This is a genomic window from Promicromonospora sp. NFX87 (assembly GCF_048564965.1).
GTDB lineage: Bacteria > Actinomycetota > Actinomycetes > Actinomycetales > Cellulomonadaceae > Promicromonospora.
On record NZ_CP183413.1, the window covers coordinates 4,654,614 to 4,679,268 of the forward strand.

18 protein-coding genes are annotated in these 24,655 nt (G+C 71.9%); 5 read left to right on the forward strand and 13 right to left on the reverse strand.

Annotated elements, in window-relative coordinates; all coding sequences use genetic code 11:
• The first annotated feature begins 70 nt into the window (after positions 1-70).
• Positions 71-2,113, forward strand: coding sequence for a M13 family metallopeptidase (locus ACNYC2_RS20885; protein WP_419703639.1), 2,043 nt, complete (start codon positions 71-73; stop codon positions 2,111-2,113).
• An 86-nt stretch (positions 2,114-2,199) separates the two neighbouring features.
• Here ACNYC2_RS20885 and pepN read toward each other — a convergent pair whose 3' ends face one another.
• Positions 2,200-4,743, reverse strand: coding sequence for an aminopeptidase N (pepN, locus tag ACNYC2_RS20890; protein ID WP_419703640.1), 2,544 nt, complete (start codon positions 4,741-4,743; stop codon positions 2,200-2,202).
• 207 nt (positions 4,744-4,950) lie between these two features.
• Between pepN and ACNYC2_RS20895 the strand changes: the two genes are divergently transcribed.
• Complete coding sequence (locus ACNYC2_RS20895; protein ID WP_419703641.1) at positions 4,951-5,934, forward strand: hypothetical protein; 984 nt, start codon at positions 4,951-4,953, stop codon at positions 5,932-5,934.
• A 115-nt stretch (positions 5,935-6,049) separates the two neighbouring features.
• Here ACNYC2_RS20895 and malQ read toward each other — a convergent pair whose 3' ends face one another.
• The 3 genes from malQ to ACNYC2_RS20910 all read right to left on the reverse strand — a co-directional run bounded on the left by malQ (position 6,050) and on the right by ACNYC2_RS20910 (position 9,936).
• Positions 6,050-8,299, reverse strand: coding sequence for a 4-alpha-glucanotransferase (gene malQ, locus ACNYC2_RS20900; RefSeq protein ID WP_419707872.1), 2,250 nt, complete (start codon positions 8,297-8,299; stop codon positions 6,050-6,052).
• A 129-nt stretch (positions 8,300-8,428) separates the two neighbouring features.
• Positions 8,429-9,478, reverse strand: a complete 1,050-nt coding sequence (locus ACNYC2_RS20905) for a mechanosensitive ion channel family protein (protein ID WP_419703642.1) — start codon at positions 9,476-9,478, stop codon at positions 8,429-8,431.
• A gap of 224 nt (positions 9,479-9,702) precedes the next feature.
• On the reverse strand, positions 9,703-9,936 hold the full coding sequence (locus ACNYC2_RS20910) for a glucose PTS transporter subunit EIIB (RefSeq protein WP_116674151.1): 234 nt from the start codon (positions 9,934-9,936) through the stop codon (positions 9,703-9,705).
• A 144-nt stretch (positions 9,937-10,080) separates the two neighbouring features.
• On the opposite strand from ACNYC2_RS20910, the gene ACNYC2_RS20915 reads away from it, so the two are divergent.
• Positions 10,081-10,473, forward strand: coding sequence for a globin (locus ACNYC2_RS20915; protein WP_419703643.1), 393 nt, complete (start codon positions 10,081-10,083; stop codon positions 10,471-10,473).
• A gap of 25 nt (positions 10,474-10,498) precedes the next feature.
• The gene (locus ACNYC2_RS20920; RefSeq protein ID WP_419703644.1) at positions 10,499-11,455 is read left to right on the forward strand and encodes an acyl-CoA thioesterase; all 957 of its coding nucleotides are present in this window, start codon (positions 10,499-10,501) and stop codon (positions 11,453-11,455) included.
• On the opposite strand, the gene ACNYC2_RS20925 is transcribed toward ACNYC2_RS20920, so the two are convergent.
• Positions 11,452-12,102 carry a hypothetical protein gene (locus ACNYC2_RS20925; protein WP_419703645.1) on the reverse strand — a complete coding sequence of 217 codons (651 nt, stop codon included), beginning with the start codon at positions 12,100-12,102 and terminating at the stop codon, positions 11,452-11,454. The two genes, ACNYC2_RS20920 and ACNYC2_RS20925, sit on opposite strands and share 4 nt — an antisense overlap.
• A 124-nt stretch (positions 12,103-12,226) precedes the next feature.
• Between ACNYC2_RS20925 and ACNYC2_RS20930 the strand changes: the two genes are divergently transcribed.
• Complete coding sequence (locus tag ACNYC2_RS20930) at positions 12,227-12,721, forward strand: acyl-CoA thioesterase (RefSeq protein ID WP_357507939.1); 495 nt, start codon at positions 12,227-12,229, stop codon at positions 12,719-12,721.
• Between the two features lie 21 nt (positions 12,722-12,742).
• Here ACNYC2_RS20930 and ACNYC2_RS20935 read toward each other — a convergent pair whose 3' ends face one another.
• The 8 genes from ACNYC2_RS20935 to ACNYC2_RS20970 all read right to left on the reverse strand — a co-directional run bounded on the left by ACNYC2_RS20935 (position 12,743) and on the right by ACNYC2_RS20970 (position 24,449).
• Positions 12,743-14,488, reverse strand: a complete 1,746-nt coding sequence (locus ACNYC2_RS20935; RefSeq protein ID WP_419703646.1) for a GTPase — start codon at positions 14,486-14,488, stop codon at positions 12,743-12,745.
• Positions 14,485-16,509, reverse strand: a complete 2,025-nt coding sequence (locus ACNYC2_RS20940; protein ID WP_419703647.1) for a dynamin family protein — start codon at positions 16,507-16,509, stop codon at positions 14,485-14,487. Before ACNYC2_RS20940 ends, ACNYC2_RS20935 begins: the two co-directional genes overlap by 4 nt.
• A 54-nt stretch (positions 16,510-16,563) precedes the next feature.
• Entirely contained in the window at positions 16,564-17,427 is an 864-nt protein-coding gene (locus ACNYC2_RS20945) for a hypothetical protein (protein ID WP_419703648.1), read from the reverse strand.
• Positions 17,428-17,597: 170 nt separating this feature from the next.
• Positions 17,598-18,551 carry a phosphotransferase gene (locus ACNYC2_RS20950; RefSeq protein ID WP_419703649.1) on the reverse strand — a complete coding sequence of 318 codons (954 nt, stop codon included), beginning with the start codon at positions 18,549-18,551 and terminating at the stop codon, positions 17,598-17,600.
• A gap of 221 nt (positions 18,552-18,772) precedes the next feature.
• The gene (gene ettA / locus ACNYC2_RS20955; RefSeq protein ID WP_419703650.1) at positions 18,773-20,455 is read right to left on the reverse strand and encodes an energy-dependent translational throttle protein EttA; all 1,683 of its coding nucleotides are present in this window, start codon (positions 20,453-20,455) and stop codon (positions 18,773-18,775) included.
• A gap of 129 nt (positions 20,456-20,584) precedes the next feature.
• Positions 20,585-21,139, reverse strand: a complete 555-nt coding sequence (locus ACNYC2_RS20960) for a single-stranded DNA-binding protein (RefSeq protein ID WP_419703651.1) — start codon at positions 21,137-21,139, stop codon at positions 20,585-20,587.
• 53 nt (positions 21,140-21,192) lie between these two features.
• Positions 21,193-22,773: a GTP-binding protein gene (locus ACNYC2_RS20965; RefSeq protein ID WP_419703652.1), complete on the reverse strand. Its 1,581-nt coding sequence runs from the start codon at positions 22,771-22,773 to the stop codon at positions 21,193-21,195.
• Positions 22,770-24,449 (reverse strand): GTPase, encoded by a 1,680-nt coding sequence (locus tag ACNYC2_RS20970; RefSeq protein ID WP_419703653.1) that lies wholly within the window; start codon positions 24,447-24,449, stop codon positions 22,770-22,772. Before ACNYC2_RS20970 ends, ACNYC2_RS20965 begins: the two co-directional genes overlap by 4 nt.
• Positions 24,450-24,655: the final 206 nt, after the last annotated feature.

Consider the following 24,655-nt stretch of genomic DNA (forward strand, 5'->3'; position numbering starts at 1 on the left):
TTCTTCCCCATCTCCAAGGTCGGGCGCGCAGGGTGAGAATCCGGGCGCGCAGGTTGCGTACGCTGGCGCAATGACCACCGACGCCACGGGCCTCACGTCGGGCATCGACCTCGACGCGCTCGACCCCGCAACCCGACCGCAGGACGATCTGTACCGCCACGTCAACGGGCGGTGGATCGACAGTCACGAGATCCCCGCCGACCGTGCGATGGACGGTGCGTTCCGAGACCTCTACGACAAGGCAGAGGTGCACGTCCGGGAGATCATCCAGGACGCGCCGACCGGTTCGAAGATCGGCGACCTGTACAAGAGCTTCATGGACACCGAGCGCATCACCGGCCTCGGCACGGCTCCCCTGGACGAGGACTTCGCGCTCATCCGCGACGCCGGCGACATGGCGGCCCTGACCCAGGCGCTGGGCACCCTGCAGCGCACGGGCGGCACGGCCGGCGTTCGCTTCTGGGTGGACAACGACGCGACCGACCCGGAGAAGTACGTCGTCTACCTGCGGCAGTCCGGCCTCGGCCTGCCCGACGAGGCGTACTACCGCGAGGTGCAGTACGCCCCGATCCGCAAGAAGTACCTGCCGCACGTGGCCAGGATGCTGCGCTTCGCCGGCGTCCACGAGACGTGGGGCATCTCCGCCGACGACGCCGCCAGCCGCGTCTTCGACCTCGAGAAGCGGCTCGCCGCGCACCACTGGGACGTGGTGCGCGACCGCGACGCCACCCTCACGTACAACCCGATGACGCTCACGCAGCTCGTCGAGTCGGCGCCGGGCTTCGACTGGGTGGCCTGGGCCGAGGCCCTGGGCGTGCCCGCCGGCGCGTTCGACGACGTGGTGGTGCGCGAGCCCGACTTCGCGACGGGCTTCGCCGCCCTGTGGAGCGAGCTGTCGGTGCTGGACTGGCAGCTCTGGATGACGTACCACGTGGTCAGCGCCCGGGCGCCGTACCTGACCGACGAGATCGTCGAGGCCAACTTCGACTTCTACGGCCGCACCCTCACGGGTGCGCAGGAGGTGCGCGAGCGCTGGAAGCGCGGCGTCGCACTCGTCGAGGGCGCGCTCGGCGAGGCGGTGGGCGCCGAGTACGTGGCACGGCACTTCCCGCCCGCCAACAAGGCGAAGATGGACCGGCTCGTGGACGCCCTCGTGGCGGCCTACCGCGAGTCCATCGAGGGTCTCGACTGGATGACCGACGAGACCAAGGCCAAGGCCCTGACCAAGCTCGAGAAGTTCACGCCCAAGGTCGGGTACCCGGTGAAGTGGCGCGACTACTCGGGGCTCGAGGTGGACGCGGCCGACCTGGTCGGCAACGTGCGCCGGTCCAACGCGTTCGACCAGGACTACGAGCTCGCGAAGATCGGCAAGCCGCTGGACCGCGACGAGTGGTTCATGACACCGCAGACGGTCAACGCGTACTACAACCCGGGCATGAACGAGATCGTCTTCCCCGCGGCGATCCTCCAGCCCCCGTTCTTCGACCCCGAGGCCGACGACGCCGTGAACTTCGGCGGGATCGGCGGCGTCATCGGGCACGAGATCGGCCACGGCTTCGACGACCAGGGCTCCAAGTACGACGGCGACGGCCGCCTCGAGGACTGGTGGACCGACGCCGACCGCGCCGAGTTCGAGAAGCGCACGAGCGCGCTGATCGCGCAGTACGACGAGTTCCGCCCGGCGCAGCTCGAGGCGTCCGCCGTCGTAGCGGATGACGAGGTCGCGGGTGACGAGGCAGAGGCGGACGGCGAGAAGGCCGAGGACGCGCACGTCAACGGCAGCCTCACGATCGGCGAGAACATCGGCGACCTGGGCGGGCTGTCGATCGCCATCAAGGCGTACCGGATCGCGCTCGGCAAGCCCCTGGAGGAGGCGCCGGTCGTGGACGGGCTGACCGCCCTCGAGCGGATCTTCCTCGGCTGGGCGCAGGTGTGGCAGTCCAAGGGCCGTGACGAGGAGGTGCTGCGCCGTCTCGCGACGGACCCGCACTCCCCCAACGAGTTCCGCTGCAACGGCGTGGTGCGCAACGTGGACGAGTTCTACGCGACGTACGACGTCCAGCCGGGCGACGCCCTCTACCTCCCGGAGGAGGCCCGCGTCCGCATCTGGTGACCCAGTCGCCGAAGTAGAGCGCCTGTCCGGTTCTCCCTGGCGACACCAGGGAGACCGGACAGGCGCTCTACTTCGGCGACCTCATGTCAGGCGTCGGCGGACTGGGCCTTCAGGGCTCGGTCCGTGCCGGCCAGGGACTCCACCACCAGGCGGCGCAGGGCCGGGGCGGCGTCGGCGTTCGTCTCGAGCCAGGCCGCCGTGGCGTCCCGCAGCTCCGCCGACGCCAGCGGCGCCGGGTAGAAGCCCTCGATGATCTCCTCGGCGATGTGGTAGCTCCGCTCGTTCCACACCTTGAGCACCGCGTCCAGGTACGGCTGCACGACGCCGACCAGCGTGGCCGGGTCGTTCACGTGCACGAACCCGAGACCCGTGTTCCGGATGATCGCGTTCGGCACGTCGGCGGCCACCACTGACGACAGCGCGGCCAGCTTGCCCTCGACGGTCGGCTTCGCGGCCCGGGCACGTGCGGCGGACTGGCGGCCCGTCGCGGTGTCGTCGGCGGCGAGCGTCGCGTCGATCTCCTCGTCGCCGGCGGCGCCGTTGAGCACGAGGCCCTCCAGCAGCTCCCACCGCAGGTCGGTGTCGATCTCGAGCCCGTCGAGGGTGACCGAGCCGTCCAGCAGCCCGGACAGCGTCCCGACGTGCGCCGGCGTCGACGCGACGTGCGCGAAGAACTTCACCAGCTGGAACTGCGTGTCCGAGCCGGGGGCGGCGTCGCCCACGAGCGACCAGAGCGTGTCGCCCACCTCGGCGAGGGTCGCCGCCCGCTTCGCCGGCGCCACGTACTGCTTGGTCGCCAGCACCATCTGGTTGAGCGTGGTGCGGAGCGTCGTCGACTCGGTCTCGCGGGAGATGCCCCCGAGCACCAGGCGGACGTACTCCGAGGCCGGCACCTCGCCGTCGCGCACCGAGTCCCAGACCGAGCCCCAGACGAGGGAGCGGGCCAGCGGGTCCGCGATGTCGGCGAGGTGCTCGAGCGCGACGCGGAGCGACGCGGCGTCGAGGCGGATCTTCGCGTACGCGAGGTCCTCGTCGTTGAGCAGCACGAGCGCGGGACGGTCGAGCTCGACGAGCTCCTTCACGTCGGTCCGCGGCCCGTCGACGTCCACCTCGGTGAAGTGCGTCCGGACGAGCTCGCCGGCGTCGGACAGGCTGTAGAAGCCGATGCCGAGGCGGTGCGGGCGGATCGTCGGCCACTCGGCGGGCGCCGTCTGCTCGACGACGAACGACATGATGCGGCCGTGGCTGTCCGTCTCGATCACCGGACGCAGCGTGTTCACACCGGCGGTCTCGAGCCACAGCTTCGACCAGGCCTTGAGGTCACGGCCGCTGGTCGTCTCGAGCTCGGTGAGCAGGTCGGGCAGCTCGGTGTTGCCCCACGCGTGCTTGCCGAAGTACGCGGAGACGCCCGAGATGAACGCCTCGCGCCCCACCCAGGCCACGAGCTGCTTGAGCACCGACGCGCCCTTGGCGTAGGTGATGCCGTCGAAGTTGACCTGGACGTCCTCGAGGTCCTTGATCTCGGCGACGATCGGGTGCGTGGACGGCAGCTGGTCCTGCTTGTAGGCCCAGGACTTCTCCATCGCGGAGAACGTGGTCCAGGCGGCGTCCCACTCGGTGGCCTCGGCCGTGGCGAGCGTGGACGCGTACTCCGCGAACGACTCGTTGAGCCAGAGGTCGTTCCACCACTTCATGGTGACCAGGTCGCCGAACCACATGTGCGCCAGCTCGTGCAGGATCGTGACGACGCGGCGCTCGCGCACGGCGTCGGTCACCTTGGAGCGGAACACGTAGGACTCCGTGAAGGTCACGCAGCCCGCGTTCTCCATCGCGCCCATGTTGTACTCAGGCACGAAGAGCTGGTCGTACTTGGTGAACGGGTACGGGACGCCGAACGTCGTCTCGTAGAACTCGAAGCCCTGCCGGGTCTTCTCGAAGATGTAGTCGGCGTCGAAGTGCTCCGACAGCGACTTGCGGCAGAACGCACCGAGCGGGATCTCACGACCGTCCGACGACGTCAGCGACGACCGGACCACCGCGTACGGGCCGGCGACGAGCGCCGTGATGTACGTGGAGATGCGGCCGGTGGGCTCGAACGTCCAGGTGGCGACGTCCTCGCCGGCCGCGACCGGCTCCGGCGTCGGCTCGTTGCTCACGACCTGCCACGCAGCGGGCGCGGTGACCGTGAACTGGAACGTCGCCTTGAGGTCCGGCTGCTCGAAGCAGGCGAACACGCGGCGGGCGTCCGGCACCTCGAACTGCGTGTACAGGTAGACCTCTCCGTCCACCGGGTCCACGAAGCGGTGCAGGCCCTCGCCCGTGTTCGTGTAGCCGCAGTCGGCGACGACGACGAGCTCGTTGTCGGCGGCCAGGCCCTCCAGGGTGATCCTGGAGTCCGTGAACACTGCCGACGGGTCCAGCTCGCGACCGTTCAGCACCACGGACCGCACCGACGGGGCGACCAGGTCGACGAACGTCGAGGCGCCCTCCGTCGCGGTGAAGCGCACAGTCGTGGCGGACGCGAAAGTCTCCGGGCCGGTGGTCAGGTCCAGCGCGATCTCGTACGACTCGACCGATACGACGCCGGCGCGTTCGACCGCCTCGGCGCGGGTCAGGTTCTCTCCGGGCACAGGCCCTCCACGTCTGTCTTCTCGGGGGCGGCAGATGACGCCCGCACGCCCGACGGGCGCGCCTTTTCGGTTGGGTTGTCGTCCGGTCTGTGAACTACCTGCGACGACTCGTCGATCATGCCACGCAGGAGTAACAGCGAGTAACGCCTTTGTGTACGATCGACCGCGGTCGCCCGACCGACCGATTTGAGCTGAGGGAGTCGCCTGATGTCCGGCACAGTGCCGCCGCCACCGCCGCCAGGCGGATGGCCCGACGAGGACCCGGGTACGCCGCCCCAGGAGCAGCACCCGCCCACCGCACCCACGCCCGCCCAGCAGGGCCCGGTGCAGCGTGTTTCCGCGGCGACCCGTAGACCACCCGCGATCTCACCCGCGAGCCAGTTCTCGCAGGCCGTCACGCCGGCGCCCGCCGCGCCCGGCGCCCCCGTGGTCCAGTCCGTCCACATCCACAACGGCGGCGGCGCCCCGCAGTACTACACCGAGCAGTACCAGCAGCCCTACCAGCAGGGTTACGCACAGCCTCAGGCGTACGCGCAGCAGGCGCCGCAGGGTGGCCAGTACCCGCCGCAGCCGTATCCGCCGCAGGGCTACGACCAGTACGGCCAGCCGGTGCACGGAGCCGCGGCCGACGGCTACGGGCCCGAGCCTGGGCGCAAGAAGCTCAGCCCCGGGTGGATCGCCTTCATCGCCCTGGACGTGCTGCTCGTGATCGCAGCGATCATCTTCGCGGTGAACCTGCTGGGCAGCCCCGACACCTCGCTCGATCCGGGCGGTACACCGGCCGCCGAGCAGTCGTCGTCGCCGGAGCCCGAGGAGGGCCTGGAGACCGACGGCGGGGCCGGCGTCGAGACGTTCGCCGCGCCGTCGCGCAACATCACGTGCACGATCTCCGCGGACGCCGCCGCGTGCGGCATCGCGGAGCTCGACCAGAAGCCCGCGCCCGACGCCTCGTGCGGCGGCGCGTCCGGCTACGTGGCGAAGGTCGACCCGACCGGCAACGTGACCCAGCCCTGCGTCACCAAGGGGGACCAGCCCAAGAAGGCGAAGGGCGACGTCGCGATCCTGAACTACGGTGCCGAGAAGAAGGCCCACGGGTTCACGTGCGTCAGCGACCAGTCCGGCATGAGGTGCGTCGCGGACGCCACCGGCAGCGGGTTCTCGATCGCCCGCGCGGGCATCGGCGCCGCCTGACCCCGCCTCGCACGCCGGTTCGCCGAAGTAGAACTGTGGCGAGATAGAACTGTGGCGCACCCCGCTCGGGGTGCGCCACAGTTCTACTTCGCCACAGTTCTATCTCGCCAGGGTTCTATCTCGGCGGAGCGGGGTCGGGCTCTTCCTCGTTCATGACCGTCACCAGCGACCGCAGGCGGGCGTTGGTGAACAGGTCCTCCAGGAGCACCACCGTTCCTGCGGAGTCCGCCAGCGGCACCTTCCAGTTCGGGTACTCGGTGTTGGTACCGGGCTGGTTCTGGGCGCGCCGCTCCCCCACGGCGTCGGTCAGGTACACCCCGACCAGCGCGGCCGGCGTGTCCCTGAGGTAGCGGTGCAGCCCCTCGACGAGCTCGCGCTCGGACGGGTCGAACGTCGTCAGGCCGCGACGGGACAGCGCCTCCACGAGCGACTCACGCTCCGCGCGTGCCTGGGCCCGCAGCACCGTCGGCTCCTCCGTGAGCAGCCCGAGGCGCTCGCGCAGGTCTACGTGCTCGCCCGCGAGATAGCCGGCGGTCGGCGGCAGGTCGTGCGTCGTGACCGTGGCCAGCGCCGTCCGGCGGTACGCCTCCGGCTCGATGGGCGCCCCGGCGGCGTCCCGCTCGAAGAGCAGCACCGAGGTGCCGAGGATGCCGCGCTCCTCGAGGTAGTCGCGGATCCACGGCTCGAAGGTGCCGAGGTCCTCGCCGATGACCGTCACCCCGGCGCGGTGCGCCTCCAGGCACAGGATGCCGATCAGGGCCTCGTGGTCGTAGGTGACGTAGGCGCCGGCCGACGCGCGGGCGCCGCCCGGGATCCACCAGAGGCGGAAGAGCCCGAGGATGTGGTCGATGCGCAGCGCGCCGCAGTGCCGCAGCACCGTGCGCAGCATCTCGCGATAGGGCGCGTAGCCCGCCTTCGCGAGCGCACGCGGGTGCCACGGCGCCGGGGACCAGTTCTGGCCCTGCTGGTTGTACATGTCCGGCGGAGCGCCGATGGATACGCCCTGGGCGAGCACACCGGCGTCCGCCCACGCGTCCGCGCCGTCCGGGGACGAGCCGACAGCCAGGTCCTTGAGCAGGCCGAGCCGCATGCCGGCGTCGAGCCCGGCGCGGTGCGCCGCGTGGAGCTGCTCGTCGGCGACCCACTGGAGCCAGCAGTAGAACTGGACGCGTTCGGAGAGCGCGTTGCGCAGCGTCGCCACCCCGGCCGACGACGGGTCGGCGAGCTCGGTCGGCCAGTCGCGGCCGTCGAGGTGCTCCGTGATGGCGCACCACGTCGCGAAGTCGACGAGGCCCTTGCCCTGCGCCAGCACGAACTCGTCGAACGCCGTCTGCCGGGCCGCCGACCGCTGGGCCGTGTACACGACCTCGAGCGCGGCCTTCTTGGCCTCCCAGATGGCGTCCCGGTCGATCGGGCCGGAGTCCTCGGACAGCTCACGGACGGGCTCGCCCGCCCACTCCACGAGCGACCGGTCGGCGGCGGAGAGGTACGCCGTCTCACGGATGTCCTCGACGCGGATGTACAGCGGCGACATGAAGCGGCGCGACGTCGGCAGGTAGGGGCTCGGCGTCACCGGCAGCACAGGCTCGGTGGCGTGCAGGGGGTTGATCCCGACGAAGTCCGCACCGCCGTTGTGCGCCGTCTGCCAGGCCAGGTCGGCCAGGTCGGCCAGGTCGCCCATGCCCCAGGAGTCCTTGGACCGCACCGAGTAGAGCTGGACCATGAAGCCCCAGGCCTGCTTGCGGGCGACCTTCTTGCGCAGCTCCAGCCGCGCGGGAGTCACCACGAGCGGGGTCTGCGCCGTCTGGCCGCCCGACTCGGCGTGCAGCGTGTGCCAGCCGAGCGGCAGGTCGGCCGGGACGGTGAACGTCACGCGCCCCACCTTGCGGCTGTCCACCGTGCGGGGCTCGGTGTGGACGTCGGCCTGCCGCAGCTGGACGCGGGGACCCCGCACCACCGCGAACGAGCCGGTGGTCGTGGTCGCCTGCGGCGCCGTCACGCGCCACGGGGTGGCGCTCGTGGGCACGACCGGCTGCTCGGACTGCTCGAGCGCTATCCACGCCGTCACGTCGGCGCCCTCCGCGACGTGCACGGCGACCTGCACCTCGGTGCCCTCCCGGGTCACGACGGTCGGCGGGAGCATCGCGCGCCACTCGTCGTCGTCGACCCGGTCCAGGCTCGCGGCGATCGCGCCCGGCGTCGACGCAGGGACGTCGAGCGCCTCCAGCACCGCGACGACCGTCGACACGCTGACCTGCTGCACGCGGCCGTCGTGGTCGGTGTACACGCACTGCACGCCGTGGGCGGTCGCCAGCTCGGCCAGCTCCGGCGGCACGGCGGCGCCGTCTCCGGTGGACCCAGGCATCGGTTCGTCGGTCACAAGGAAAGATCTTGCCATCTACCGGCGCTCACCGGGGGCAACGCGGGCGTGTCCGACGAATTGGCAGCCGGCGCGAGTGGACGGCGCGGCCGGGCGGAACAGCCCTGGGCCGGGTCAGGCGGTGCCCGGACCGCCGTCCGTACCCTGCGAGCCGATCCCGTCGAGCGGCAGTGGCGCCGAGCGCGCGACGATCCCCGCGTTCAGCAGGGCCGAGTGGGCCGCGACGCGCAGCGCCCGGGCGACCACCCACTGCTGGGCGGGGCGCACCTGGGCGAAGAGCGTGAAGGTGAGGCCCGCCTGGTCGACGGCGTCCACGCCGCGCACCGAGGGCGTCTCGAGCAGGCTGTCGGCCAGCTCCGGGTCGTTCTTCACCCGGTCGACGGCGCGGCCGAGCGCGGTGCGGACGGCGTCGACGTCGGTCCCCAGCGGCACCTGCACGGAGGCGACCGCACGGCTCCACTCCTGGGTGCGGTTGCCCGCCCGCAGGATCTCGCCGTTGCGGACGTACCAGAGGGTGCCGTCGAACGCGCGGACCTCGGTGAGCCGCAGGCCCATCGCCTCGACGGTGCCGACGACGTCGCCCCCGAGGTCGACGTTGTCCCCCACGCCGAACTGGTCCTCGATGAGGAGGAGGATGCCGGACAGGAAGTCCTTGACGAGGCTCTGCGCGCCGAAGCCGATGGCGACACCGACGACGCCGGCTCCGGTCAGCAGGCCGGTGACGGGCAGCTCGAGGACCTGCAGGATCGTGAGCACCATGATCGTGCTGATCACGATGTTGGCGGTCGAGTTCAGTACCGAGCCGACGGTCCGCGCGCGCTGGGCGCGGCGCTCGGCGGCGCGCGGGTTGGCCGCGGTCAGGGCGTCGGCCAGCGCCTGCGGCGACATCAGCATGTTCTTGCGGCGTCGCTTGCCCTTTGCGGGAGCAGTAGTCGGCACACCACCCGTGGTGGTGCCCACGGGATCCGGGGCCTTCTGGACGACCTTCCTGGGCTTCTGCCCGATGGCGATGCGCTCGGTGAGGGACGTGACGACCCGCCGCAGCACGTAGATGGCGACCATGCCGATCACGAGGATCGTGATGATCTTCAGGGGCTTGTCGCCGAACCACGACCAGAAGCCCTCGGCACCGTTGAACAGGGAGGTAGCAAGAGACTCGAACACGGTGGCAAACCTACTCGGGTCCGCGCGCCGGACCGGACCGCTGTCGCGGAGTGCGAGGGACTGCCGCGTGATTTTCACAGGGCGTTCGCCTCACGGTCGCGTGCGACGGCTCGGTCGTGAGACAGGTCACGGGCCCGGGAGTACCCGGGCCCGCGCCGTCATACCGGCAAGCTCACCGTCGAGCTCGCTCTTGTCCCGCCCCGTCCTGGGGTCTGCGTCCTACCTCAGACCCTGAGCGTCTCGAGCTCCGCCGCGAGGCTGTCGGCCTCAGGCCCGACGATCACCTGGACCACCCGCCCGGACCGGACCACGCCGAATGCACCGGACGACTTCAGTCCGGGCTCGTCCACGAGCGACGGATCGCTCACCTCTACCCGGAGCCGAGTGATGCACGGCTCCAGCTCGACGACGTTCGAGGTCCCTCCGAGTGCCGCAAGGATCTGGTCAGCCTTGGTCATGTCTCAACTCCCACCGTGCGTCGCTGCAGGTCTTCGATCAGCCTATCGCCCCTGGCAAGCGATCCGCCCAGCCAATTGTCACCTTGCTCACACGAGACCCGGTTTCACGCGGCTGCCATCGGGCTGTCACAGTCGAGTGGCAGGATGACGGACGTGACACAGGAATCCTTCTTCGACGCCGTCGGCGGCCACGACACGTTCGTGCGCCTCGTCGACGCGTTCTACGACGGCGTCGCCGACGACCCTGTACTGCGCCCCATGTATCCCGAGGAGGATCTGGGACCGGCCAAGGAGCGTCTGACGATGTTCCTCGAGCAGTACTGGGGCGGTCCAGGCACCTACTCCGAGCAGCGCGGGCACCCGCGGCTGCGCATGCGGCACATGCCGTTCAAGGTCAATCCCGACGCGCGCGACCGCTGGCTCGCGCACATGCGGACCGCCGTCGACTCGCTGGGCCTCGCGCCCATCCACGAGTCGCAGCTGTGGGACTACCTGGAACGCGCCGCCTTCAGCATGATCAACACTTTCGAAGACTGACAGGACCTGAAGGAGACGCCCGCTCGTGGACGCCACCACCCCTGACCCGCTCGCCGGCAGCACGCCGGACCGCCAGCCCGACGCGCTCGACCGCCTGCTGCAGGTGCTCGACCTCCGGCACCTCGAGGGCTGGGGCCCGCGCGGCGAGGAGGACGTGCTGCGCGGTGACAGCATGCCCGGCCCGGCCAACCGCGCGTACGGCGGCCAGGTCCTCGCGCAGGCCATCCTGGCCGCGGACCGCACCGTCCCGGAAGGCCGTCTGATCCACTCGCTGCACGGCTACTTCCTGCGCGAGGGGCGGGTCGAGGAGCCCATCGACTTCGCCGTCGAGCGGCTGCGTGACGGGCGCTCGTTCAGCGCCCGGCGCACCCACGCGATCCAGTTCGGCAAGCCGATCCTGTCGATGATCGCGTCCTTCCAGGACGACCAGCCGGGCTACGACCACTCGATGCCGATGCCCGACGACGTCCCGCCGCCCGACGAGGTCGGCTCCGCCTTCGACGAGCTCGCCAGCCTGCCGGAGGGCGTCGCCGTACGGGCCCAGTTCTGGACGGACTCCGCGTTCGAGCTGCGGCACGTGGGCGGCTCTCTGTACCTGCGCCCGGACGCCACGACGGCCGACGGCGGCACGCCGCCCGCCACGCAGATGGTCTGGATGCGCACACGCCGTCCGCTGGAGATCAAGGAGCAGGCGATGCACCGCGCCCTCCTGGCCTTCGCGTGCGACCAGCTCATGCTCGAGCCCGCCCTGCGCGCCGCCGGGAAGTCGTGGCAGGACGTCGGCGCCTCCGTGCCGATGGCCAGCCTCGACCACGGCATGTGGTGGCACCGCGACGTGCACGTGGACGAGTGGATGCTGTTCGTGCAGAGCTCGCCCACCGCGCAGGGCGGGCGCGCTCTGGGGACGGCCAAGGTCTACACGCAGGACGGCGCCCTGGTCGCCTCGGCGGGCCAGGAGGGCATGATCCGCCTCCCGGCCTAGGCCCCGAGCTCGGCCAGCCGGTCCCGGGTCGCCTGGATCGCCTGCCGGGTCGACGCGACCTGGTCCGGGGCCACGCCCGCCTCCACGCGCAGCTCCAGTGCCTGCACGAACAGGGCGAGGGCCTCGCCGAGGAACGGCCGGGCCTGGTCGGCGTGCGCCTCCAGCGCCTGGTCGTACCGGCACTTGCCCCAGTGCTGCAGGGCGAAGCACTCCAGCCGGCGCGCGTGCTCGACGCTCGCGGAGTAGTCCCCGTAGTGGTGCGCCGCCTCCAGGGCCAGCCCGAACAGCAGGTCCGCCTCGGAGAACCGGTGCCGCCACTGCAGCACGTGGGCCAGCCGCAACAGCGGTGCCACTGCGCCGAGAGGCACCTCCTCGGCGTGCGAGTGCGCGGCCTGCAGCTCGTCGCCCGGTCCACCGGCCTGCCGGAGCGCGAGCCAGCCGAGGCGCTCGGCCTCCGCCAGCTCGGCGTCCGGGTCGTCCGCCTCAGGAGCCAGCGCGCGGGTCAGCGGCACGCGCACGGCGAGGACGGCCGGCGCATCGCCGTCCGGACGTCCCGCCAGCTCGTCGCGATACGCCTGGGCGACCGGGACGTCGTCGAACAGCTCGTGCAGCGTTATGGGGTCGAAGTGGTGCCTGGGCAGATCCAACTGTTCCTCCGCAGCCAAAACCAAGGTGGATGAATCTACCAATTCGGACAGGTTGAGGACTACTCTGCCCGGCGCGCCACCGCGTCAGGACGGCGGGTACTTCGCGTGGAGGAAAATGGGCACCATGACACGCCTCCACGTCCCCGTCACGCTGCGCTGGTCCGACCTCGACGCGTACGCGCACGTCAACAACGTAGCGATGTTCCGCCTGCTGGAGGACGCCCGGATCACCGCCTTCTGGCAGCACCCGGAGGCGCCGGAGGGCGAGGAGTGGCCGACGGCGGTGGTCCCCACCGGGCCGGACGCCGACTCCCACACGCTCGTGGCCGGCCAGCGCATCGAGTACCTGCGGCCGCTGCTGTTCACGCGCACGCCGGTGCGCGTCGAGATGTGGCTGGGCCGGATCGGCGGCGCGAGCGCCGAGGTCTGCTACGAGGTGCACGACGGCGTCGCCGGCATGGCGAAGACCGGGCCGACGTCGGGCGGCAAGCCCTACGCGCGCGCCACCACCACTCTCGTGTTCGTCGACGCCGCCACCAACCAGCCGCGGAGGCTCACGGAGAACGAGCGGCTGGCGTGGAAGGGGTTCGAGGAGGAGCCGGTCACGTTCCGCCGCTGAGCACGCCCTCGACCCGCGCGGTCAGCTCGCGGCGACCGTGGCCGCCGTCCGGCAGCTCGCCAGGCGGGCCAGCTCGTCGCCCACGGGGGTGCGCACCAGCTCGTCCGCGACGGCGCTGACCGACTGCCGGAGCCGGCGTCGGGCGCCCATCGCCCGACGGCGCGCGCCGAGCGCGCCGAACACGCGGCAGACGAGCGCGAGCAGCAGTCCGAGGGCCAGCCCGCCGAGCACCATGAGCGTCGGCCACGGGATCCGAAACGGGTCGACGCCGAGCCCGTCGCCGGCGCCGGACTCGGGCGCCCCGGGGAACACGACGCCCTCGCCCGACCAGGTCGGCAGCGTGAGCACCGGCGTCGGCGGCGGCGGGAGCTGGAGGTAGGCGAAGGCGAAGAGTCCCAGCAGCCAGAGCAGCCCCGCCGCCACCACGGCGATCAGGGTCCACTGGACCGTGTTGACCAGCGACCACCACACCGGGCGCCGGGAGGCCTCCACGCGGGTCGTCGCCACTGCCTGGTCGAGCGCGTCCGGGAGCCTGTCGATCCCCGCCTGTCCGCGGGAGCGCGCGGCCAGGACCCACGGGTCCGCGGCTCCGCGCGTCACCTCCTCGACGTAGCGCCGCACGGCCGACGCGGCCGCCGACCGCACCGCCGGCCGGGCCGTCGGCAGCGACGTGCGCACCAGGTCGTCCCTGCCCGACGGCGCCCGGTGCTCCCGGTCCGCCGTCCGCAGCCCGAGCCGCCGCAGCGGGTCCTTGCGCAGCCGTCCGACCCAGCGGGTCAGCGGCCAGCCGGTCGCCGCGCGTGCGTCCCGGCGGGCGGAGGCACGCACGGCGTCGACCACCGTCGGCACGCCCGCGGCCGCCTCCAGCGCTGCCACCAGGTCGCCCTTGGCCTGGTTCCCCTGGCGCGACGGCGGCGGCGTCCCGCACCTGTCGACGATCTTCTGGGCGACCGCCCGCTCGTCCGCGGCGAGCCGGGCCGTCGCCGCCTCCCGCCTGGCCGCCGCCTTCGCCAGCAGTCCCCGGAGCTCGTCCATGCCCTGGCCCGTCTTCGCGGACACGGCGAGCACGCGCGCACCCTCCAGACCGTCCTGTGCCACCAGGCGCTTGAGGTCGGCGAGCATCGCCGACGTCTCGTCCGGCGTGAGGCGGTCCGCCTGGTTGAGCGCGACGACCACCACCTCCGCCCGCCCGGCGAGCGGGCGCAGGAAGCCCTCGTGCAGAGCGGCGTCCGCGTACTTCTGCGGATCGACCACCCAGACCAGCAGGTCGGCGCGCTGCACCAGCCGCTCGGCCCGCATGCGGTGCTCGGTCACGACGGAGTCGTGGTCGGGCAGGTCCAGCAGGACCAGCCCCGAGTTGTCCCCCACCGGGGTCCGACGGCGGGGCGGCGCGGGAGTCGCGACAGGCTCGACCAACGGTGCCGACGGCGCGCCCACCTGGTGCCGGCGGCCCACCTCCAGCCAGTCCAGGAGCGGGTCCGCGCCCGCGCCCCACACCGCGGCCATCGCGTGCGACGTCGTCGGACGCCGCACGCCCGGCTGCGCGACTGCGACCCCGGCCACCGCGTTGAGCACCGACGACTTGCCCGAACCCGTCGCACCCGCCAGCGCCACGACGGTGTGCTCGGCGGACAGCCCGCCCCGCTCCCGCGCGCGGATCGCGACGGCCCGCGCCTCGGCCAGCAGGGCCGGCTCGATACGCCCCTCGGCATCCCGGACGGCGGTCTCCAGCGCCGTCGTCCGGTCGCCCAGGTCGAGCCGGCTCATCGGTCGCCCTCTCCGAACATGCGCTTCCAGAAACTCTTCTTGACGGGCTCCTCGACGATGTCGGAGCGCCCCTTCGCCAGCATCTCGCGCCCCGGGCGAACCCGGGCGCCCCGCAGGCCCCGGCCCCCGGCGAGGTCCTCGACGGGTGCGGCACCCGGCGCTGCGTCGACGGCACCCGCCCGGTCACGGCGCTCCGCCGAGGCCGCGGAGGCGACCGCGTCCGCCGCCGAGCGCAGACCGTCACCGCCCGCCTCGGCCGAGCCGAGGGCGTCCAGCTGCGCCGTGTACCGGGCGGCCTGCCCGTCCATGACCGCCTGGATCCGGGCGCGCAGCCGGTCGCGTGCCTGCACGGCCAGACGCCGCACGGCGTCCTCCCCGAACACGGCCTCCAGCAGCCGCTGGGCCAGCACCGCCGACCCGCCCGCGATGCCGACCTCGATCCCGGTGAGGCCGCCCGTCGAGGCGAACACGAAGATCATCAGGGCGACCCCGAGCCCGTTCACGCCGAACGACAGCACCCGCGCGGTACCGCGCTTGGCCGCGCCCTGCTCGCGCACGAGCTCCAGGACGTCGCCCTGCCAGCCGCGGATCTGCCCGCTCACCTCGGCCCGCAGCGACGCGGGCGTCCGCGACAGCTCCAGGCCCTCCAGGAGCACCGCACCGGCGGTGTCGCCCCGCCAGGCCTGGTACGAGCGCTCGGCCGCGTCCTCCGCGGCGTCCAGCACCACCGACTCCAGGCCGTGGGCGATGGCCTGCTCGACCTGGGGCGCCTCCTTCGGCTTACCGCGGAAGAACCCGGCGACCGCGTCCCGGAACCTGCCGATGCCCTCCTCGACCGCCCGGAAGAACTCGCCGGTACCCACGAAGTCCTGCCAGCGGGCGAGCACCTCGCCGCGCAGCAGCGCGCCGTCCGACGTCGCCGCCGCCACGTGGGCCACCGCGTCCGCGTAGGCACGCTCGACGACGTGCCGCAGCCGGACGTCGGCGGCCTGCTGCTCGTCCGCGGCGTCGGCCAGGGCCGTGGCCCGCTCGACGAGGGAGTCCACGACGCCGTCGCGGGTCGCCGCGATGACGCGCCCGCGCGCTTCCGCGTCACCGCCCAGACCGGTGAGCCAGCGCGACACCTCCGAGACGGCCTCCTCCGGCAGCATCCCGTCGACGAGCTCGGCCTCGGGGATGACGAACAGCGCGCTCTCCGCCAGGCCCTGCTCCACCATCATGTCCCGCAGGTCGTCGGCGGTGGCCTCGGCGCCCGGGTCCACGCGGTCCAGCACCATCGCCACCTGCGCCTTGCGTCCCGCCGCCTGCAGCAGCAGGTCCCACGGCACCGCGTCCGCGTACCGGGCGGACGTCGTGACGAACAGCCACAGGTCCGCGGCGCCCAGGAGCTGGGCCGCCAGCTCGCGGTTGGCCGTGTCCACCGAGTCGATGTCCGGCGCGTCCAGCAGGGCCAGACCCTTCGGCAGCGCCTCGCTCGGCACGAGCCGCAGCGTGCGGCTGGGTTCGGACGGCGTCGCGCCGTCCGGCTGCTGGCCCGACGTCGTCACGCGCGCCATGCCCGGCAGCACCCGGTCCGTGGAGAACCAGCGGGCGTCCAGCGGGTGGTGCACCAGCACCGGAGCCTTCGTGGTGGGTCGCAGCACGCCAGGCTGCGTCACGAGCTCGCCCAGCACCGAGTTCACGAGCGTCGACTTGCCCGCGCCCGTCGAGCCGCCGACCACCACGAGCAGCGGCGCCTTCTGCGAGCGCAGCCGCGGCAGGAGGTAGTCGTCGAGCTGGTCGGTGGCGCGGCGCAGGTCCGTGCGTGCCGCACCGGCGTCCGACGTCTCCAGCGGCAGGCGCAGCGCCCCGAGCCGGGCGCGCAGCGTCTCCAGGGCTCCGACCAGGCCGGACTCGGCGCCGGACCCCGCGCCGGGCTCAGCCCCGGGCGCTGCCGCCTGCTCCGGACCGGGCGCCGGCTCGGAGCCTCCCTCAAGGTCCCGTGCGCTGGGTGCGGCGGAGCCGTCGGGGTGATCGGTCATAGCGCACAGTCTGCCGTAGACACCCTGGTCAGGCGCGTCCGTGCCGCAAAGAGGTCAGCCGCCGAGCCGGGCGCGCAGCCATTCGAGGGCCGCGTGCGCCACCTCGCGCTGCACGGCGCGGCCGTGGGGCAGGCCGGGCTGCGGCGGTCGCATCGAGTCGAGCACGAGTGCCCCAGCGGTGACGGTGATGGCGCACGTGAGGGCGTCGGGGTCGACGTCGGGCAGCGGGTGCCGGTCCATGACCACCTCGGGCGGCGGGGCGCCGTCGACCCGGAGGTAGGGCAGCAGCAGCACGAAGTCGATGTACGACGCGCCGCGCGACGGCATGAACCAGTCGACCGCGTGGGCGCTGGTCGCGTCCCAGCCGTGGTCGGTGATCAGTATCGACTCGCGGCGAAGCGCGCCGTGCACCAGGTTCTTGCCGCCCATCGCCTCACCGGCGAAGCTGGCGATCTCGGCGAGGTGGTCGATCTTGTCGGACAGCCAGGGTGTGAAGGCGGACAGGCCGGGCGGTCGCATCGCCGAGATCGTGGCCCAGGCCTGGCTGTCGATCAGGTCGAGCGTGTCGGGCAGGTCTTCCGGCGCCTCGCTGGAGCCGATCTGGATGGCGAGCTCGACGGCCGCGGCAAGGTCCCCGTCGTCCCAGGGGTCGTGCGGCGGGCGGATGGGCTCGTTGCGGTACCCGAGCACCACCCAGCGTCCGGCCCCCGGCAGCACCTCGTCGACGAACCACTCGCGAGGAAGATTCGGGATGTCGTCGGGCAGCGCGGCCACCGAGACGGCCTCGGCGGCCATCCGGTCCTGCGTCAGCGGCGCCTCGGGCCCGACGGCGCGGACTATCGATCTGCCCGACGTGGTCTGCAGCACCTCCAGGACTCCGGTCTGCTCGGTCCCGCTCATCGGAGCGGACCCGATCACGCGCCCCCCCATGGTCTCGCTGACGCGGGAACGGACAGAGGGGGGGAGATCGGACCATGCCGGTCGCCGAACAGCGCTCATGGCCGGAGTGTGCCCAACAGAAGTTCACCCTGCAAACCACAGACAGCGGTGCGCGCATCACGGCCAGCGGTCCGTGACCTGCGAAGAGGTCAGAAACCGAGCCGGGTCTGCAGCCAGGAGACCGCGGTACGCGCCAACCGGTGCTGGTAGGAGCGCAGCTCCGGCATCTCGGGCGGCGGCGGGTCCATCGACGACTTGAGGTAGTGGCCCGCGAGCGCGGCGATCCAGCAGGTGACGGCGTCGGCCTCGGTGCCGGGCGGCAGACCGTACCGGCGCAGCGTCGCCTCGGGCGGCGGCCCGTCGCTGGTCCGGACGTGCACCAGCATCGAGATCAGGTCGAGGTAGGGAGCGGCGACACTGCCCCGGATCCAGTCCGAGACCAGCGGCTTGTCGTCCGGCCCGGCGGGCAGCATCACGTTCTGCACGCGCAGCGCGCCGTGCTGGAGGCTCTTGCCCGCGATCGCGTCGGGGGCGTGCGAGGCGATCTCCGCGAGGCCTTCCAGGCGGTGTGCCAGCCACGGCGAATGGTTCGCGAGCCCGGCGGGCCGGGTGTCCGCGAGGATCTCCCACGAGTTGGTGGGGAACACCTTCTCCTCGGGCAGGAACATCGGATCGTCGGGCGCCTCGATCTCGCCGATCGAGCGGATCACCCCGATCAGGGACTCGACGTCCTCCTCCGGCCAGGTCAGGTCGATCGGCCGCACGTTGGGGCGCATCGAGTAGCCGACCGCCACCCAGGTGCCGAGGGTGGGCAGCACCTCGTCGATCGACCACATGAGCTCGGGGTGGGGCGCTGCCTCGGGCAGGAGCGGCGAGAGCGCGATCTCCTGACGCATGAAGTTCAGCGGTTCCGGCTTCTCCGTGCCCAGGACCTTGACGAACGTGTCGCCCTTGGTCGTCTGCACATGAAACTGCGCACCGGGGAGGATCCCGGACTCCCCCGGATGCTTGGCGGCGATCACGCGCGCGCCGAGCAGATGGGTGATGCGGTCTCGCAGCGGGGGCGGAAGGTCACGCCACCCGGGTCGTAGGGCAGGGCTCACTGCGGCATCTTGTCGAAGATGTCCTAATGCAGCAAGGATGACCTTTTTTGCATGGACTTCTTCAACGTGGAAGAGGGCTGTGGTCGGCGTCAGGACGCCGATCACAGCCCTCAAACATCACCCGTCAGTCCCCGAGATGAGTCGCAGTGCTTGTCTCGCGACTTCCTCGGGCTCGGCTGGGAGGGGCCTCGTTCCTCGGTCCCTCCCAGCCGACCGCGTCGTCAGTCGCGGGTGAGCTTGCGGTACGTGACCCGGTGCGGACGCGCGGCGTCCGCACCCAGGCGCTCGACCTTGTTGGCCTCGTACGACTCGAAGTTGCCCTCGAACCAGTACCAGTTCGCCGGGTTCTCCTCCGTGCCCTCGTACGCGAGGATGTGCGTCACGACGCGGTCGAGGAACCACCGGTCGTGCGAGACCACGACGGCGCAGCCGGGGAACTCGAGCAGCGCGTTCTCCAGGGAGCCGAGGGTCTCGACGTCGAGGTCGTTGGTGGGCTCGTCGAGCAGCAGCAGGTTGCCGCCCTGCTTGAGCGTCAGCGCCAGGTTGAGGCGGTTGCGCTCACCACCGGAGAGGACGCCGGCCGGCTTCTGCTGGTCCGGGCCCTTGAACCCGAACGAGGCGACGTACGCCCGCGACGGGATCTCGACGTTGCCGACCTTGATGAAGTCGAGCCCGTCGGACACGACCTCCCACAGGGTCTTCTTCGGGTCGATGCCGCCACGCGACTGGTCGACGTACGAGATCGAGACGGTCTCGCCGACCTTGAGGTTGCCGCCGTCGAGCGGCTCCAGCCCCACGATGGTCTTGAACAGCGTGGTCTTACCCACACCGTTCGGGCCGATGACGCCGACGATGCCGTTGCGCGGCAGCGTGAACGACAGGCCGTCGATGAGCACGCGGTCGTCGAAGCCCTTCTTGAGGTTCTCGGCGTCCAGCACCAGCGAGCCGAGACGCGGGCCCGCGGGGATCTGGATCTCCTCGAAGTCGAGCTTCCTGGTGCGGTCCGCCTCCGCGGCCATCTCCTCGTAGCGGGCCAGACGAGCCTTCGACTTGGTCTGGCGGCCCTTGGCGTTGGACCGCACCCACTCCAGCTCCTCCTTGAGGCGCTTGGAGAGCTTGGCGTCCTTCTTGCCCTGGACCTCCAGGCGCGCCTGCTTCTTCTCGAGGTACGTCGAGTAGTTGCCCTCGTACGGGTAGAGGCGTCCGCGGTCGATCTCGCAGATCCACTCCGCGACGTGGTCGAGGAAGTACCGGTCGTGGGTGACGGCGAGCACGGCACCGGCGTAGCCGGCGAGGTGCTGCTCGAGCCACAGCACGGACTCTGCGTCGAGGTGGTTGGTGGGCTCGTCCAGCAGCAGCAGGTCGGGCTTCTCCAGGAGCAGCTTGCAGAGCGCGACCCGGCGACGCTCACCACCGGAGAGCACCGAGACGTCGGCGTCCGGCGGCGGGCAGCGCAGCGCGTCCATCGCCTGCTCGAGCTGGGAGTCGAGGTCCCACGCGTCGGCCGCGTCGATGTCCTCCTGCAGCGTGCCCATCTCGGCGAGCAGCGCGTCGAAGTCGGCGTCGGGCTCGGCCATGAGGGCGGAGATCTCGTCGAACCGCGCCTTCTTCGCCAGGATGTCGCCGACGGCCTCCTGGACGTTGCCCAGGACCGTCTTCTCCTCGTTCAGCGGCGGCTCCTGCAGCAGGATGCCGACGGTGAAACCGGGCGAGAGCCGTGCCTCGCCGTTCGACGGCGTGTCCAGCCCGGCCATGATCTTGAGGATCGTCGACTTACCGGCACCGTTCGGTCCGACGACGCCGATCTTCGCGCCGGGCAGGAAGTTCAGCGACACGTCATCGAGGATGACCTTGTCGCCGTGCGCCTTGCGCGCCTTGTACATGGAGTAGATGTATTCAGCCACTGCCTGTGTTCCACCGTTCACAGAAGGTACTTCGGATTGGGGTCGCTCACGCGGAGCGGGTGCCGGGTTGTCCCTGCGCGGAGGTTCGCCCCCGGCACCCGCGGTCCGCGGAGCACGACTGGCCCCAGCCTACGCGTTCACCAGCTCGCGCTGCCCGACGCCGGCGTCGTCACCCTGGTCGCCCTCGTCACCCAGGAGCTCGGCGACGCTCCTGGAGCCCAGGGCGTCGAGCGCGAACGGGTCGCCGTCGCCCGGCCGCACAGCGGCCGGCTCACCGCGGTCCACCGGGGTGACCGGGGCGTCGTCGGGCACCGTGTCGTGGTGCACCACCCGCGTGAACCCGACCTTGCCACGGGTCGCGTCCACGCCGATCGCCGTCGCGACGATCACCAGTCCCGTGCGCTGCTCCCCCTCGGGGCCGGTCCACTCCTCGACCTCGAGCCGTCCCGTGACCACCACCGGGATGCCCTTGTGCACCGACTCGACCACGTTCGCCGCGGCCGCCCGCCAGGCCTTGACCGTGAACCACAGCGTCGCGCCGTCGGTCCAGTCGCCGTTCTCGTTCACGTAGCGCCGGGTGCTGGCCATGCGGAACGTGGACCACTGCAGATTCTTGGCCGTGTTCACGTGCAAGGCCGGGCTGCTGCCGACATTGCCCGACACGGTCACCGTGACGTCGTTCATCTCAGGCCTCCTGGGTGTCCGGACCGGCCCGAGCGGCCGGTCCGTACCCAGCATCAGGCGCGAGCGATACGCAGATCCGACAGCTGGACCGTGCCTGTGGACGGAACCCGGATCCGCTGCCCTGTGGTCGCGTTCTCTTCCAGGCGAAGCGGTGCGGAGGGTCCGTCGTCCCGCGCACTCTGTGCGAGCTCGCGCACCGCGCGGTGCTCGTCGAGCAGCTTCTGGGTGGGCACGCCCAGGGTCTGCTGCAGCACTCGTTCGAGCGCCGCCCGGCCCGACGCGATGACGCCCTGCGCCCGCCGGGCGGCCAGCGCCCGACGTAGCTGCACCGCCACGAGGAACACCACCAGCGCAGCCACCGCCGCCACGACCGCGAGCACACCGAGGACGGTCGTCCAGGTCTCGCCGACCGGCAGGAGGCCCATCGCGGCCAGCACCGTCGCGATCCCGAGCACCACGGCGACCAGCACCGACCCGAGCGCGAGCCGGCGGGTGAGCGGCTGCGTCGTCGGGCCGCGGGTGTCCAGGGTGACGCCCTGCAGCGCCGTCGTGACGGCGGCGGCGACCTCCGACGCGCCCGCGACGCTCGACCCGAGCGACCGGCGCCAGCCGGGCTTGAGCGACTCCCCCGCGCCGTTGAGCCAGCGCGCCCGCGACAGCGCTATCGAGTCCGGGTCGGGCGCACGGAACTCGGGCGAGCCGTACCCGTTGCGCACCGCGGCGCCGACCTGCGCCGCGACCGACTCCAGCCCTGCCGCCCGCGCCAGCGCGTCCACCTCGCGCTCGAGCACCGTGTCGATGTGCCAGGGCACCTCGGCCGGCGTCTGGCTCAGCAGCAGGGTCGCCGCGGCGTCCAGCTCGCCCGCGGCACGGCCCGCCGACACCGAGCGACGCGCGACCGTCTGCTCGAGGAGCCCGCGCAGGTCGGCGATGCCGATGTCCGTCTTCGTCGACGCCGCGACCACCGGGACGTTCTCCAGACCGTCGTCCCGCAACAGCCGCTTCACGTCGTTGACCAGGTTGTTCCGCTGCCCGACCGGCACCGTGTCGATCTGGTTGAGCACCACCACGGTCGAGGCCTGCATGCCCGACGAGTCGCGCAGGTAGCCCGTGTGCAGGGCGTCGTCCGCGTACTTCTGGGGGTCCACCACCCAGACGAGCAGGTCGACCAGCGGCAGCACCCTGTCCACCACGTCCCGGTGACCGGGCGCCACGGAGTCGTGGTCGGGCAGGTCCAGCAGCACCAGCCCGGCAAGGCTCGCCTCGTCCGCCGCGTCGAGCTCGCCGGACCGGGTGATGCGGCGCTCGCGCTCCACACCGAGCCAGTCGAGCAGCGGCGCGGCGTCGTCGCTCCACGAGCACGCCGTCACCTTGGCGGTGGTCGGGCGCTTCACGCCGACGTCGGCGAACGTGAGGCGGGAGATCTTGTTGAACGTGCTCGACTTGCCCGAGCCGGTGCCGCCCGCGAGCGCCACCACCGTGTGGTCGACGCCGAGCGCGAGCCGTTCGCGCACGCCCGCGACGGAGCTCGCGACCTTGCCGAAGACCGCGTCGTCGAGGCGTGATCCCGCGATCTGGAGAGCGCGTCCGAGGTCCTCCGTGCGTGCGCCCAGTGTCGCGTCGTGGCTCGTCATGTCAGCCTCCTGAGCTCGGCCAGCCGCACGCGGAGCGGAGCGGCCGCGTCGTCGGCTAAGGCGGGGACGTCAAGGGCACTCTGGACAGAACGGGCCTCTTCCGCAACCGCTAGCGCAACCTTCTCGGCAAGTTCGCCCTGAAGTTTCTCGATGGCCTCGCCCACTGTCTCGCCGAGCACGCGGTCGACGAGGTGCGCGGCGTCCTCGTTCCCGAGCGCGGTGGCGAGCAGCAGGGTGGCGAGGCCGGTGTCCCCGAAGGCCTTCCGGGCGCCGGCCGCGCGGGCCGGGGCGTCCGGATCGGAGCTCTCGGCGACGGTGACGTCCAGTCTCCCGACGATCTCGTCCGCCTGCCCGGACCACTCGGCGGCGGTCGTCTGGCCCCAGGCCAGGCGGTCCTTGGCGCGGGCGGTGGCGTCCGGGAGGATCGTCTCCCCGGCAGGCGGCGCGCCCGATCCCGTGAGGGCGCCGCGCAGGCTCTCCTCGGTGCGGACGCCGGCTGCCACGAAGGACCGGGCGGTGGTGGCCTCGACCTCTTCCCGTAGCCGGACGAGCGCCGCCTCGCGGGCCTTGCCCGCGCGCTTGGTGGTCCGGGCGACGCCGTCGCGGACGGTGATGCGGGAGATGCGGTGGGTGCTGACGAGCTCGGTGAACCGTGCGGCGACGGTGCCCTCGCCCGCCGCACCGGACAGGACGGCGGTGCGGGCCGCCAGCTGCTCGTCCGGGACCACGGAGTCGACGGCGGCGCGCAGGTCGAACGCTGCGGTGCCCTGGTCCTCCACGGCCGCGACGAGCCCCATCACCCATTCGGGGAGGGCGCCGAGCGCGCCCTTGAGCGTGCGCAGGATGATGGTGCGGGAGCGCTCGGGCCCGGCCATCAGGCCGAGCCAGCGCTGGATGGGCTCCACCAGCTTCGGGTCGAGCAGCCCTTCGTGCGGGCCGACGTCGGGCACGATGAACAGCGGGACATCCTTCATGCCCCGCTCCTTCATCCGCGAGTTGAGGTCCGCGCGGATGGTCGTGAGGGTTTCCTTCGGCACCCGGTTGAGCACCATGGCGACGCTCGCGCCGCGCTCCTTCGCGCGGTCCAGGGCCTGCCACGGCAGGGCGTCGCCGTACCTGGCAGCGGTGGTGACGAACAGCCAGAGGTCTGCCGCTTCGAGGAGCTGGTGGGCGGTGGAGCGGTTCTCCGAGAGGAACGAGTCGAGGTCCGGCGCGTCCATCAGCGCGGTTCCGCGCGGCACGCCCTCGTGCTTGACCAGCCGGGCCAGCTCCGTGACGGGCCCCGGGGTGAGCGTGTCGACGTCTCGCGGGTGCACACCCACCACCGGCTCGCGGGTGGTGGGCCGCAGCACGCCGGCCTCGGACACCTCCTCGCGCAGGAGGCTGTTGAACAGGGTGGACTTGCCGGCACCCGTGGAGCCCGCCAGTACGACGACGGCGGGGCTGGACAGCTCGGCGAGGCGCGGCAGCAGGTGTTCGTCGAGCTGCGCCAGGAGTCGTTCGCGGGAGGCTTCTGCTTCTTCGGCACTGTCGATGGGAAGGGGCAGGGTCGCGGCGGCGACGTCGCGGCGCAGATCGCGTACGACGTCGTGCACCGTGAAGCCGAGCTGCTCCGCAACGTTCGGGTCCACACCACCCCGACGGCCGAGCACTGCGGAGCGTGTTCCTGGAGTCACGGCTTCATCCTGATTGGTAAAGAACGTTCTGCCAAGCCGTGCACGACTGTTGGTATGCAAGAGCGCAGGTGTTGCGGCCCCTTCCGAGCCGCCGGGCACACCCTCGGCGACCGGTAGGGCGGTGCCGGGACAGGTCCGGGGTTGGACGCGGGGAAGGTTGGATGTTTGAGCCGCGCCGGCCATGGCTCGCGCCAGAACGAGCCCGA